The organism is uncultured Holdemanella sp. (assembly GCF_934754935.1).
Taxonomy (GTDB): Bacteria; Bacillota_I; Bacilli_A; order Erysipelotrichales; family Erysipelotrichaceae; genus Holdemanella.
Map to the genome: position 1 here is coordinate 1 of NZ_CAKVJB010000016.1, position 13,221 is coordinate 13,221.

Genomic DNA, 13,221 nt, shown 5'->3' on the forward strand with positions numbered 1-13,221 from the left:
GCGAATTTTAAGCTGCCTAGCGCATTACCCTATGTAATCTTATAGCGTATCTAGACCCTAACTATTTTTATATAGTCAATAAAAATGCTTAAACAGGTCAAAGGACCTGTTTTTGTGTTACAATGGTTTTGGGAGTTGATAAAAATGTTATTTTTTAGAAATGATTATGGTCAAGGATGTATTCCTGAAATTATGGAATATATGAATACTACAAATGGCCATTCTTTTACTGGATATGGTATGGATGAAATTTGTCAAAGCGCAAAAGAAGCCATAAAGAAACATATTCCAGATTATGATGTGGATGTTCACTTTATTGTAGGTGGAACGATCACAAACCAAACCATCATCAAAGCTTGTTTAAAACCATTTGAAGCTGTTATCAGTTGTGATACAGGACATATTGCTACACATGAAACAGGTGCGATTGAAGCAACTGGACATAAAGTAATTCCTGTTAATAACTATGCAGGAAAGATCAATCCGAGTGATATTCGTAAAGTGTTTGATACTCATATGCTTTCGTATGAACATATGGTTTATCCAAAAATGGTTTATATTTCAAATGCCACAGAATATGGAACCGTTTATACATATGACGAATTGATGGATATTCGACGTGTTTGTGATGAATTAGGTCTATATTTAATGATGGATGGGGCAAGACTTGGTGTTGCTTTATCGACTGTGGATTATACATTAAATGATTTAGCGAATATTTGTGACGTGTTCTATATTGGTGGTACAAAGAATGGTGCTCTAATTGGAGAAGCGGTTGTCATCTCAAATCCTGAATTAAAACCATATTTCCGCTTTGTGATGAAACAAAATGGAGCAATGCTTGCCAAAGGTTGGCTTTTAGGAATTCAATTCTTAGGCTTATTTGAACATGATGCTTTCTTTAGTTATGCCAAACATTCGGTTGAATTAGCACAAAAAATTCAATCCAAACTTCAAGATTTAGGTTATGCTTTATTTATGAAGAGTGATACAAACCAGATTTTTGTCAATGTCACAAAAGAACAATACCAATTCTTAAGTGAAAATATTGATTTTGAAATCTGGGAAAAATGTGATGATCATTATGTCATTCGTTTTGTGACTAGCTGGCATACAACTGAAGATGAAGTCGATGCATTATTCACTTACTTAGAACAAGCTAGTGAAAAAAAAGAATAGTATCATTCTAGGTTTGAACGATAGGTCCAACCTAAAATACCATTCTTTTTGATTTGAACTTTATCTTGATAGGCGAATACCTCTTTTACGGTATCGCCTTTTTTTAATGGAATCTCATAATTTGTATAATCATAAGCCTTCATATCTTTTGTCACAAACTCATTTTCAACCCAAAAAGTACGCTTGTTGTAGGGACAATATACTTTTGATTGTAGATTGTTTTTTTTCAATACTTGAATTTGTCCATGATTAAAAGTGATAAAGAAAGGAATTTGTGTATGATAATCTACATCCCGAATGACTTTTCTTTCTTTAAGAAAATCACATCTTTCCATCAAAATCTTGTTGTCTTCAAATATAAGTGCATTTAATTGACCACCATATTTAACCATGTTGCCTCCATCAATACTATAAATGTTATGTTTTGCATCATAGATGGGATCAAAAGAGGCGATATGTGTGCAATATTCAGTCACAGGCATATGACCGACAACGACATTCTTTTTAAATACTTGATTGGTTTCTAAAAAGAAGGCGTGTGTCATGACTTGTTTAAAATCCGTTCCATAATTTTCATTACTTTCAATACCTGCATGTACATAAATATGCTCGTCATCTTCTAATACATGGGGTAGATCATTTAAGAAGCATAGTTCAGCTAGATAATGTTTTCTTAAAATTTGACAAACTTCAGACATATTACTATTTTGGTTGATTTCGATATTTAGATTTTTAGCCATTTCATGAATCAAACTCGCTTTTCGAAACCCAAGAACATGCTTTAAAAAATCCAAACGATAGGAGTAAAGAACATTTTTCGCAATGAAATCACAATTACCCATGATACAATGTACATCCTCAGTTTGTACTTGATGCATGATGTAATGAAGAGTATCTAGATTTCTATTTCCTTTTTCAATTAAATCACCTAAAAGAATCAGACAATCTTCATTGGGCTTATAAGAAATTTTGTCTAATAATTTTAAGTATAGATCTAAATTTCCATGAATATCACTAATCACAATCTTTCGTTTGGCATTTGTTTTAAGTTTTTGAATAACTACATTTCGGTTCATTGAACTAAAAACGGAAGGAATGTATCACATTCTTTTTCCCAGTCCTCCTCACAATGTCTTCCTTCTGGAATTACATTGTACAAGACTTTGACTCCTTTTTTTGATAAGGCATTACCAATTTCTGTACATGCCTTAGTTTGCCAGACAAACTCATGCATTACACTTGTTTCATTCGAACCCCAAGATAAATAGATGGAAGTATTTTTTTGAATGTATCTTTGGCTTATATCACTTAATATCGCATCCATGCTCTCTAAAACATAAGGAGATATCACAATAGCTTTTGAATAGATATTGGAATAGGCATAGGCTGCATATAAGGCCATTAAACCACCACAACTACTTCCACCAATAAATGTATTTTTTCTTGTTTTTTTAGTTCTGTAATTTTGATCTATATAAGGTTTTAATTCATTCACAAAAAAATCCATTGTATCATCGCCTAAACCTTCAAAAGATCCGTATTCAGGATCATAAAAAGAGTAGGGAGCATATTCTTTTAATCGATTGTTTCCAGTATGGCTACATTCTTGTCCCACTACGATCATATCGATACCTAGCTTTTCAATATGTTCTTGAATATGAATGGCCTTACCATATGTGGCATAGGCATCTAAAAAGATATTATGACCATCAAAGGCATATAAAACAGGATATTGTTTATTACTCGTGTCATAATTATCGGGTAGATAAATAAAGATTTTTCTTTTTTCATTGAGCTTTGTCATGAAAAGCTCTTTTTCAACTATCATAATCGATCCCTTCTTAATAATGCAGTCTTAAAGAATTCATCGCGTCTTGAAGGACTTGTAAATTTGGCAACGATCGCAATATCACACATGGCAGCCGCAATGGCTTCTGGAAGATATAAGACTTCAATTAATTCTTCTTTAAACATCTCTTGGATTTCTTTGATTGTAAAACGATATTTGATGGAATTTCTTCTTCCTACAAAACCAGCCGAATATCTTCTAAGTTTTGAATACGATGCTCGTTGTTTTAAAATGACTTCAGCCCATAACCGATACACATCGAGTTCACCCGCATAATTCATTAAATCTGGGCAGAATCCTCCTGGAGGTCTAAAGTTGACTTCTAAGCCAAAGATGCGACCTTTTTCACCTAATCCTTGTACATCATGATTCAATCGAAAGAATTCACAATGGAAGAAACGATTCTTGATTTTAAAGGCATGAATCGTTCTTTGAACAATATCACGACATTTATCGCTGATCTCAAATGTTGTGAAGCATCCAATGCTTTGTTGATAAAGCACAGAATCCATGCAGTTACCGACATATTCTAAACTATTTAGATAGCGTATATCTCCATTTTCATCACAAATACCATCTAAGGTAAAGACATCTCCATCAATATATTGTTCTAAAATCATAACGTGATCTTTTGTTTGCATATAGACAGATTCTAATTGTTCGGCATTCATGATTTTATAAGTCATACTTGCACCAACACCATGATCTGGCTTCATAACAAGTGGATATCCCACTTTATCCGCAAAATCAAGTCCATCCTTTAGGGTATGTAATACTTTATAATCGGCAACCGGCACATTGGCCTCTTTATAATACTTTTTCATTTGTGATTTCGATTGAAGTTCTTCGATTCTTTCTAATGAAAAACCTGTTTTTACATTAAAATCATCACGAAGACGCGCATCTAAATCTAGCCAAGCTTCATTATTGGATTCGATCCAGTCGATCTTTCCATACTTGAATGTGAAATAACCACATGCTTTAATCATTTCATCATAATCATGAAAGCTTTTCACAACATAAATTTCATCACAATACTCTTTTAATTCTTGTTTTAATTGATTGTAAGGTGTATCGACAATAGCCAATACTCTAGCTCCATTTTCTTTTAACCCTCTACAAAACATCCAGTAACTTTCTGGATAGTTGGGTGAAATCACCACAAAATTCATAATCTTAATTCCTTTCTGCCATCATTTGACTAATCGCAATGACAGTCTTTCCATCGTCAATTTTTCCGTTTCTTGTATACTCATAAGCCGTTTCTAAATCAAGCCATAAAGTCTCAATTTCTTCATCTTCATCTAAACTAAGCTTCTTATCGGCAATTCTTGGATTAATGGCTTTATAGATCCAAATTCTTTCATCGCAAAAGCCAGGCGTTGAAACAAAACTAAGTAATAGTTCTAATTTATCACATGCCATACCGGTTTCTTCATTCAATTCACGAAGACCACATTCCATAGGATCTTCACCATATTCGAGTTTACCTGCAGGAATTTCAAGTGTTTCTTTTCCAATGGCAGGGCGCTCTTGTCTTACAAGTAAGATCTTGCCATCGATAATACAAATGACACCCACACCTCCTGGATGACGTATGATGTCTCTTTTATACATTTTATCTTTGATTTTTACATCTTTTTGAACTAAATCAAAAATAATTCCTTTATAGATCAATTTCTCTTCCATACAATACCTCTTTTTTCTTAAAATTATAGCACAAAAAAACACTCCTAAGAGTGTTAATTGATTTTAGCTAAAAAGCTTTCTGTAATCGCATCCGCTATTTTTTGTTGGAACGTTTCATCTACTAATTTTGAATAATCATCACTATTACTTAAATATCCAAGTTCCAAAAGAATCGATGGAATTTGACTATCATATAAAATAGGGAAGTTTTCATAATGGTCCGAATCAATACCTTCAAATTGCGATAGGTTGATTGCGTTCATTGTATTGGATAGGTTTTTAGCCAATTGAATCATCTTATCGTTTGGTTGAGTGAAAATAGAATATCCTTTTGATAAAGAATCTGAACTTGAATTCATTTGAATTGAAATTAAATAATTTGCCTTTTGCGAGTTGATAGAAGTAACTCGATCTTCTGTCGAAAGTGTTGAATCATCACTACGAGTATAGACTACATTATAGCCAACACTAGAAAGTGAATCGCCAATTTTTTTAGCTATAATCAAATTTAGATCTTTTTCACTTGTATGTCCATCGCTTGTATATCCACTATCACTTCCTCCATGACTTGCATCAATACAAATGACAGCTTTTGATTTACAACGCGAATTTGAAACCGTATCATTAGTGATAATAGTAGATTCTGTTTGTTCGGGAACATCGATTTTTGATTTTTCTTTGATTTGTTTATTTAGATTTGGCTGAATGACCATCGCCAAAAATAGTGCAAAAATTAAAAAGAGAATGGCTCTACGCATGATTAACCTCCTGTTTTCTTATTTTAACATTAGTCGTAAAGGATGAAAAGCTTTTTAAAATTTGTTATAATGGGTAGTATGGGTGATAGTATGGATTTTTTAATAACATTAGATCAGTTTGAAGGTCCTTTGGATTTGATGCTGCATTTAATCAAAGAAAATAAATTAGATCTTTTTGACTTGGATATGAATGTTTTGGCAACACAATATATTGAATATATTCATGCCATGCAAAATATGCATTTAGAAGTGGCCAGTGAATATTTATCAGAACTTGCGAGTCTTATCGCATATAAGTCGAAGAAACTTTTGCCAAGAGAAACCGTCGAGGTAGAAGAAGAATATGAAGAAGATCAACGTGATCAATTGGTAGCTCGTTTATTGGAGTATCAAAGATATAAGGAGGTAAGTCTTGCCTTAAAAGAAGGCTATGATCAAAGGCAACTACATTTTTCTCGACCAGTTTCAAGCTTAGTTGAAGAATGGAAAATTCCTGTCGAAAGTGATACTTTAGAAAATCAATCGCCTTACGATTTAATGAAGGCTATGCGCCATTGTATCGTACGTATGGAACTGTTACAGCCTTATGAAACAAAGGTAACAATCAAAGAATTGTCTTTGGAAGAAAGAGCGGTTCAAATCAAAGATAGAATGAAACATATAAATGGATCGATATCTTTTAAAGATCTTTGTAGCGATTGTACAAACTTACATATGGTTATCGTTACTTTTTTATCGATACTTGATTTAATACATGAGAAATGGATGACATATTCCATTGATGAAACCCAAATGATTTGGGTCGCAAGAGAGGATTTGTAGATATGGATAATGCGAAGGCAATACTAGAAGGCTTACTTTTCTTAAGCGGAGAAGAAGGTTTGACCATGGATCAAATGATGCTCGGTCTTAAAAATTTAGAAATGGATGATATCCGCGTTTTATTAGATGCATTAAAAGAAGAATATTCGAGCAATGCCAAAGGAATTGAACTCGTTGAATATGCGAATCGATTTAAGTTTGTCACAAAAGAATTTGTATATCCTTATGGAAAACAATTATTTGAAGAATATAAACAACCCACACTTTCACAAGCGGCCATGGAAACTTTGGCTATCATTGCCTATAAACAACCAATCACACGTGTTGAAATTGAAGAAATTCGTGGTGTAAATTGTGAAATGATGTTAAAAAAATTAGTGGCTCGTGGCTTGATTGAAGCTAAAGATCGTTTGGATGCGATTGGTAAACCCTTATTATATCGTGTAACCGATGAGTTCTTAGATGCGTTTCAGTTAGAGGATCTAAAAGAACTACCGGAATTACCACAAACACAAAACAATAATGAAGAATTATTTGAAGGAGAATAGACAATGGAAAGACTACAAAAAGTAATTGCCCAAGCGGGTATTTGTTCAAGAAGAAAAGCCGAAGAATTGATTTTGGATGGAAAAGTCAAAGTGAATGGGGAAGTATGTGATGTGTTAGGTACGAAAGTATCGAAACAAGATATGATCGAAGTCAATGGAAATATGATTTCTAAAGAAGAAAAAGTATACTACATTATGAATAAACCTAAAGGTTGTTTATGTACAAATAGTGATGATAAAGGAAGAAAAACTGTACTAGACTATATGCCTAAAAATGAAAGAATCTTCTCGGTAGGACGTTTAGATTATGATACTAGTGGTGTTTTATTATTGACAAATGATGGTGAATTTTGTAACCACATGATTCATCCTCGTTATCATTTAGAAAAAACATATGTCGTAAATCTACAAGGTATCTTAACAGAAGATGATATTAAACAATTAAAAAAAGGTTTAAAGACAAAAACAGAGAAGTATCAACCGGCTAAAGTATTTGTGCTTCAAAAAGATTTAACGCGTAATCGTACACAGTTTGAACTTACTATTTCTGAAGGTAAAAATCACCAGGTAAAGAATATGATGTTGGCATTAGGTCATGAAGTTCGTCGTTTACACAGAGTTAAATTTGCATTCTTAGATGTTAAAGATTTAAGGGCGGGTGAATATCGTCGCTTAAAGCCTTATGAAATCAAGCAATTAAATCGTTTAGCTATGGAAGGCGAACAAAAATAATGAAACAAGTATATTTAGATCAAGCTGTTTCGGTGAATGATTTGATCTCATTAGATGCAAAACAAGCCCATCATATTTTCGATGTACTTCGTACAACACCAAAAGAAAAGATTCGTATCATCACAAAAAACTCAGGTGTTTTCTTAGGACATGTAGAAACTAAACCGAATCTTGTGGTGGATTCAAAGGTGGATGTGTCTGATGAAAATCAATCCATTACATTATGTTGTGCTTTGATCAAACAAGATAAATTTGAATGGATGCTTCAAAAGGCATGTGAACTTGGTGTAAGTAAAATCGTTCCTTTTGTCTCGAAGAATACGGTTGTGAAATTGGATGAGAAAAAGGCGGAAAAGAAACTAACACGATGGAATGAGATCTTACTTGCGGCGACAAAACAATGTAACCGCAATACGTTGGTGGAATTAGAGCCTGTCATTTCTTTGAAGGATCTATCGAACTATAAAAGTGAATGTAATCTTGTGGCTTATGAAAAGGAAAGTGATCCTTCAAAACATATGGCACATTATTTAAAAGAGAATCCTCAAACCATTACTGTATGTATTGGGCCTGAGGGCGGATTTGAGGAAAGCGAAATACAAATATTAAATGAATTTGGGTATGCGAATTGTTCTTTAGGTAAAAATATCTTACGAGCCGAAACAGCAGCTTGTTATGTATTGGGAGCTATTGAGTACCAAAATCATGTGGAAGGATAAGGGATAAATGAAATTTTCAATTATTACACTAGGCTGTAAAGTAAATGCGTATGAATCGCAATACTATGCAGGTCAATTAGAAAAATTAGGATATGAACAGGTATCGTCAGAAAAAGCCTGTGATATTTGTATCATCAATACATGCACAGTCACAAATACAGCCGCAAGTAAATCGCGTCAAAAGATTCATTACGCAAAACGTATGAATCCAAACGCTTTATGTGTTGTGGTAGGATGCTTCGTGCAATGTGCTAGTGAGGACGAAAGAAAGGCCTTAGATGCAGATCTTATTATTGGTGCGAAACAAAAGAATGAATTGGTGACTTTAATTCAACAAGCATTAAAGGATCATGAAAAAATTGATGTTGTACATGAAGTTACACAGTTTAAAGATTTTGAAGCCATGCCTGTACATTGTTTTGAATCGATGCATCGTGCATTTCTAAAAGTACAAGATGGCTGTAATCAATTCTGTTCTTATTGTGCAATTCCTTTTGCGCGTGGTAGAGAGCGTAGTTTAAATCATGACGAAGTTATTCAAATTGCCAAAGATCTATGTGAAAAAGGTCATACAGAAATTGTTTTAACAGGTATTCATACGGGTCGTTATTTTGATGGAGAATACGATTTGGCTAAACTAATGAAAGCCTTATTAGAAAATACACCAGAATCTGTATATTATCGTATTTCAAGTATAGAAATTACAGAAGTAAGTGATGAATTGATTGCGTTGATGCAAGAAAATCCTCGTATGTGTCATCATTTACATATTCCTGTACAATCGGCTTGTAACGAAACATTAAAACGTATGAATCGTCCGTATACGATTGAGCAGTTTAAAGAAAAAATAGATTATATTCGTTCTTGTATTCCAGATATTTCAATTTCAACCGATGTGATTGCTGGATTTGTGCAAGAAAGTGATGAAGAATTTGAAACAACTTATAAAAATCTTACAGATCTAGAATTAAGTTTCTTCCATGTTTTCCCTTATAGTAAGCGTAATGGAACAAAGGCAAGTACTTTGAAGGGTGAAATCAATGGTAAGATTGCGAAAGCTCGAGTAGCTAGACTACTTGAACTTTCAAATGCATGTAGAGAAAAAGATATGAAGCGTTTTAATCCTGTACAAGTGTTGATTGAACGAAAACAAGATGGTTACTATACAGGTTATACAAATCAATATCATCCTTGTAAGATATTGAGTGATACACAATTAAGTGGTAGAATCACAATCGAATGGCAACGTATTGAAGATGGTACGTACTATGGAAAGAAGGATTGAGTATGCGATTAAGCAAACTATTTAAAAATGCACCTACAGTAAATATTACAGGTTTAAGTTTTGATTCAAGAACCGTAAGACCTGGAAATATTTATTTCTGTTTACCTGGCCTTACTAATGATGGACATGACTTTATTGATTCAGCCATTAAAAATGGAGCCGTATGTATTGTTCATTCCAAAGAATTATTGAATATGGCATCAGGCGCTGTTTATATTCGTGTGGAAGATGTCAATGATGCCATGAATAAGGTGGCTCGTATCTTCTATGCCAAACCGAGTGATAAATTAAAAATGTATGGTGTTACAGGTACCAATGGTAAATCAACTATCACAAATATCATTCGTGATATGATCAATGATAAAACGCCATGCGGTTATATTGGAACAATTGCGATTAAATATGGTGATATTGAATTACAGCCAAATTTAACAACACCGGATGCACTATTTTTACAATCAAAACTTGCGGATATGGTTCGTGTAGGTATGAAGGCATGCGCATTAGAAGTATCGAGTCATGGTTTAGCACAACATCGTGTGGATGGTATTTCATTTGATTGTGCAATCTTTACCAATTTAACGTATGATCATTTGGATTTTCATGGAACAATGGAAAATTATTTTGAGGCAAAGAGTTTGTTGTTTAAAAATCTTGTCAAAGAAAATGGTGTTTCCGTATTAAATAGAGATGATGAAAAATATGAGGCATTAAAAGATTGTTCTAAAGCTCGTGTTGTTTCTTATGGTATTAATAAAGAAGCGGATTATCGTGCCATCAATATTAAGATGAGTTCGAATGGAACTGAATTTGACTTAGTTTATTCAGGTCATATGTATTCGGTTAAGACAAATTTGGTGGGCAACTTTAATGTATATAACTTACTTGCAGCTATGGCAGCCTTAAATGAAACGGGTTATGATTTAGAGAAAATCATTGAAAAATGTGGTCATGTTGCCCAAGTAGAAGGTCGTATGGAACGTATCGATTGTGGTCAGCCATATAATGTGATCGTTGATTTTGCGCATACTCCAGATGGTATGGAAAAGATGATGCAGTTTGGAAGAAGTATCACAATGCCTGGACATCGTTTGATTGCGGTATTTGGTTCTGCAGGTAAACGTGATGTGCATAAGCGTAAAGTATTTGGTGAATTAGCTGATAAATATTGTGATTATATTATCATTACAGAGGATGATCCTCGTGATGAAGATCCAAAAGAAATTGGGGATCAAATTAAGTCTGGTATTAAAGATACATTACATGTATTTGTACAAGATCGTTATGAAGCGATTCATCAAGCAATCAGTTCAGCTCAAGAAGGGGATACTGTGTTGCTTCTTGGTAAAGGTGATGAAAGCTTTATCTATCGTGAAAACGGAAGAGCTCCTTGGGTAGGCGATAATGTAGCGGCTAAAGAGTGTATTCAGGCAAATTTAGGCTAAAAATTTATAAATATACTTGCATTATATGAAATCTTTGATATAATATTTTTGCTAATCTTGGGAAGGGAGGTTTGTGAATATGCCAAAAGTAGTTCTTAAAGAAAACGAAGGACTTGATGACGCTTTAAGAAGATTTAAACGTCAGGTTTCTCGTAATGGCACCCTTGCTGAGGCGCGCAAAAGAGAATTTTACGTAAAACCAGGTGTACGCAGAAAGTTAAAATCTGAAGCTGCACGTAAAGCACGTAGAGGTAAATAATCTGCATTTTTAATGCAGATTTTTTTCTTGAGGAGGAGATTTGTGTCTTTTTTAGAATTTGATTGTTCCGACAGAACATTTGAAGAAATTCAGATTTTTGCAGGTTTTCAAGATTCCAATTTGGAAATGTTGAATAAGTGCTTTAAATCTGTATTTATGATCCGTGACCAGAGAATCAAAGTAGAAGTCAATGATACTTTAGATACACATAAGGTCGAAGAAGTGATTGATGCCTGTTTTTCAATCATTGATACGCAGCATCGTTTAAACAGCCAAGATGTAAATTACATTTGTTCATTGGCTTTTAAAAATCGTTTAAAAGATTTTAAAGCACATCAGCTACAAGCCGTATGCAAGACAAAAACCGGTAAGATGATTTATCCAAAAACAATTGGACAAGCCATTTTATGTGATGCGATGCGTCATAATGAAATTGTATTTGCGACTGGTGTTGCAGGAACGGGTAAAACCTATTTAGCTGTTGCATATGCGGTGAATATGCTTAAAAGTGAGCGTGTTGAAAAAATTATTCTTACACGTCCTGCCGTTGAAGCAGGTGAATCACTAGGTTTTTTACCGGGTGACATGAAAGAGAAGGTAGATCCTTATTTAAGGCCTTTATATGATGCGTTAAATGAAATGCTTGGTTTAGAAACGGTTGAAAAATATGTGGAGAAACAAGTCATTGAAATTGCGCCTTTAGCTTTTATGCGTGGTCGTACATTGAATGATGCCGTTGTGATTTTGGATGAAGCCCAAAATGCGACTTGTGCACAAATGAAGATGTTTTTAACGCGTATGGGTAAGAATTGTAAGATGGTTGTGACAGGAGATGTTACACAGATCGACTTGATCAAGAAAAAAGACTCAGGCTTGATGCAAGCTTGTACGATCTTGGATCATATAGATGGTATTTCGATCATTCACTTAGAAAATAGTGATGTGGTTCGTAATCCTTTGGTTCAAAAAATCATTGAACGTTATGCCAAGGTTGAATAATTTGGTTTTGACTGTTATAATTAAAAACTGTAAAAAATATATTGAAAGGTGATAAATCTATGGGAAGACATTTTGAGGTACGTGCTGCTGCAATGCAGAAAACTGCTAATGCGAAGGCAAAAATTTATTCTAGATATTCTAAAGAGATTTTAGTTGCTGCAAAGAACGGTGACCCAAATCCAGATATGAACCAAACTTTAAAGAAAGCAATTGATCGTGCTAAGGCAAACAATGTGCCTGCTGACGTAATCAAACGTGCAATCGAAAAAGCTAAAAGTAGTGCAGATGAAAGTTATTCAAGTGCTCGTTATGAAGGCTTTGGACAAGGTGCAGGATCTACAATCATCATTGATTGTTTAACAGATAACGCAAACCGTACAATTGCTAACTTAAGAGCTTGTTTCAACAAATCACACTCTAAATTAGGTGTTGGTGGATCTGTATCATTTGGATATGAACACTTAGGTGTAATCGTAATTCAATATGATAACGAAGAAACTATGATGGATGCTTTATTAGAAGCTGAAATTGAATTAAATGACATTGAAATCGAAGAAGGATATATGACAATTACTGTAGATCCAACTCAATTGGATGACGCAAAAGTTGTTGTTGAAAAATTGATTCCAGATGTTAAATTTGAAGTCTTAGAAGATAAGATGATCCCAAATGAAGAAGTTGAACTTCATGGTGAAGATTTAACTTTATTCAAACGTTTGGTAACTTTACTAGATGAAGTGGATGATGTACAAAATGTATATCACAACGTTTCAAATCTAGATGAAGCTGAATAATTAATCCTAAGAAAAAGAAGAAGATAAGGATATACTGTAGAGAGAAAATGGCTGGTGAAAATTTTCGTAGAATACTTATTGGGACACTTTGGAGGAGTTGGACAAAAACCAACCGTTCGTCGCGTTAAGACTTGAGGTGTATA

15 protein-coding genes and 1 other annotated feature (1 of these 16 only partly in view) are annotated in these 13,221 nt (G+C 33.9%); of the genes, 10 read left to right on the top strand and 5 right to left on the bottom strand.

All coding sequences use genetic code 11. The annotated features are described in order from the left end of the window. Positions 1–144: 144 nt before the first annotated feature. Complete coding sequence (locus Q0E86_RS05605; protein ID WP_295755165.1) at positions 145–1,179, top strand: low specificity L-threonine aldolase; 1,035 nt, start codon at positions 145–147, stop codon at positions 1,177–1,179. Between the two features lie 2 nt (positions 1,180–1,181). Here Q0E86_RS05605 and Q0E86_RS05610 read toward each other — a convergent pair whose 3' ends face one another. The 5 genes from Q0E86_RS05610 to Q0E86_RS05630 are packed head-to-tail and all read right to left on the bottom strand — an operon-like array spanning position 1,182 to position 5,475. Next, positions 1,182–2,255: a metallophosphoesterase gene (locus Q0E86_RS05610; RefSeq protein ID WP_295755167.1), complete on the bottom strand. Its 1,074-nt coding sequence runs from the start codon at positions 2,253–2,255 to the stop codon at positions 1,182–1,184. Then, positions 2,252–3,007: an alpha/beta hydrolase gene (locus tag Q0E86_RS05615; protein WP_295755169.1), complete on the bottom strand. Its 756-nt coding sequence runs from the start codon at positions 3,005–3,007 to the stop codon at positions 2,252–2,254. The genes Q0E86_RS05610 and Q0E86_RS05615 overlap by 4 nt, the downstream gene beginning before the upstream one ends. Beyond that, complete coding sequence (locus Q0E86_RS05620; protein WP_295755171.1) at positions 3,004–4,200, bottom strand: acetyl-CoA carboxylase biotin carboxylase subunit family protein; 1,197 nt, start codon at positions 4,198–4,200, stop codon at positions 3,004–3,006. The genes Q0E86_RS05615 and Q0E86_RS05620 overlap by 4 nt, the downstream gene beginning before the upstream one ends. A 4-nt stretch (positions 4,201–4,204) precedes the next feature. Then, positions 4,205–4,717 carry an NUDIX hydrolase gene (locus tag Q0E86_RS05625; RefSeq protein ID WP_295755173.1) on the bottom strand — a complete coding sequence of 171 codons (513 nt, stop codon included), beginning with the start codon at positions 4,715–4,717 and terminating at the stop codon, positions 4,205–4,207. A 53-nt stretch (positions 4,718–4,770) separates the two neighbouring features. Then, a complete protein-coding gene (locus Q0E86_RS05630) occupies positions 4,771–5,475 on the bottom strand; it encodes an N-acetylmuramoyl-L-alanine amidase (RefSeq protein WP_295755174.1) in 705 nt (234 codons plus the stop codon). Positions 5,476–5,565: 90 nt separating this feature from the next. On the opposite strand from Q0E86_RS05630, the gene Q0E86_RS05635 reads away from it, so the two are divergent. The 9 genes from Q0E86_RS05635 (at position 5,566) to Q0E86_RS05675 (ending at position 13,078) form a co-directional block, all read left to right on the top strand. Beyond that, positions 5,566–6,297: a ScpA family protein gene (locus tag Q0E86_RS05635; RefSeq protein ID WP_295755176.1), complete on the top strand. Its 732-nt coding sequence runs from the start codon at positions 5,566–5,568 to the stop codon at positions 6,295–6,297. Between the two features lie 2 nt (positions 6,298–6,299). Continuing rightward, the gene (gene scpB, locus Q0E86_RS05640) at positions 6,300–6,845 is read left to right on the top strand and encodes an SMC-Scp complex subunit ScpB (RefSeq protein ID WP_295755178.1); all 546 of its coding nucleotides are present in this window, start codon (positions 6,300–6,302) and stop codon (positions 6,843–6,845) included. A gap of 3 nt (positions 6,846–6,848) precedes the next feature. Then, positions 6,849–7,577 (top strand): pseudouridine synthase, encoded by a 729-nt coding sequence (locus tag Q0E86_RS05645; RefSeq protein ID WP_295755180.1) that lies wholly within the window; start codon positions 6,849–6,851, stop codon positions 7,575–7,577. Beyond that, the gene (locus Q0E86_RS05650; RefSeq protein ID WP_295755182.1) at positions 7,577–8,296 is read left to right on the top strand and encodes a 16S rRNA (uracil(1498)-N(3))-methyltransferase; all 720 of its coding nucleotides are present in this window, start codon (positions 7,577–7,579) and stop codon (positions 8,294–8,296) included. Before Q0E86_RS05645 ends, Q0E86_RS05650 begins: the two co-directional genes overlap by 1 nt. 7 nt (positions 8,297–8,303) lie before the next feature. Then, complete coding sequence (gene mtaB, locus Q0E86_RS05655) at positions 8,304–9,581, top strand: tRNA (N(6)-L-threonylcarbamoyladenosine(37)-C(2))-methylthiotransferase MtaB (RefSeq protein WP_295755183.1); 1,278 nt, start codon at positions 8,304–8,306, stop codon at positions 9,579–9,581. Positions 9,582–9,583: 2 nt separating this feature from the next. Then, on the top strand, positions 9,584–11,026 hold the full coding sequence (locus tag Q0E86_RS05660; RefSeq protein WP_295755185.1) for a UDP-N-acetylmuramoyl-L-alanyl-D-glutamate--2,6-diaminopimelate ligase: 1,443 nt from the start codon (positions 9,584–9,586) through the stop codon (positions 11,024–11,026). Positions 11,027–11,105: 79 nt separating this feature from the next. Further along, positions 11,106–11,285 carry a 30S ribosomal protein S21 gene (gene rpsU / locus Q0E86_RS05665; protein WP_003865021.1) on the top strand — a complete coding sequence of 60 codons (180 nt, stop codon included), beginning with the start codon at positions 11,106–11,108 and terminating at the stop codon, positions 11,283–11,285. Between the two features lie 12 nt (positions 11,286–11,297). Continuing rightward, the gene (locus Q0E86_RS05670) at positions 11,298–12,284 is read left to right on the top strand and encodes a PhoH family protein (RefSeq protein WP_295755186.1); all 987 of its coding nucleotides are present in this window, start codon (positions 11,298–11,300) and stop codon (positions 12,282–12,284) included. Positions 12,285–12,343: 59 nt separating this feature from the next. Beyond that, positions 12,344–13,078 carry a YebC/PmpR family DNA-binding transcriptional regulator gene (locus Q0E86_RS05675; RefSeq protein WP_295755187.1) on the top strand — a complete coding sequence of 245 codons (735 nt, stop codon included), beginning with the start codon at positions 12,344–12,346 and terminating at the stop codon, positions 13,076–13,078. Then, positions 13,078–13,221 (top strand) — a binding site (T-box leader) (it continues 46 nt past the right edge of the window). It overlaps the preceding gene by 1 nt.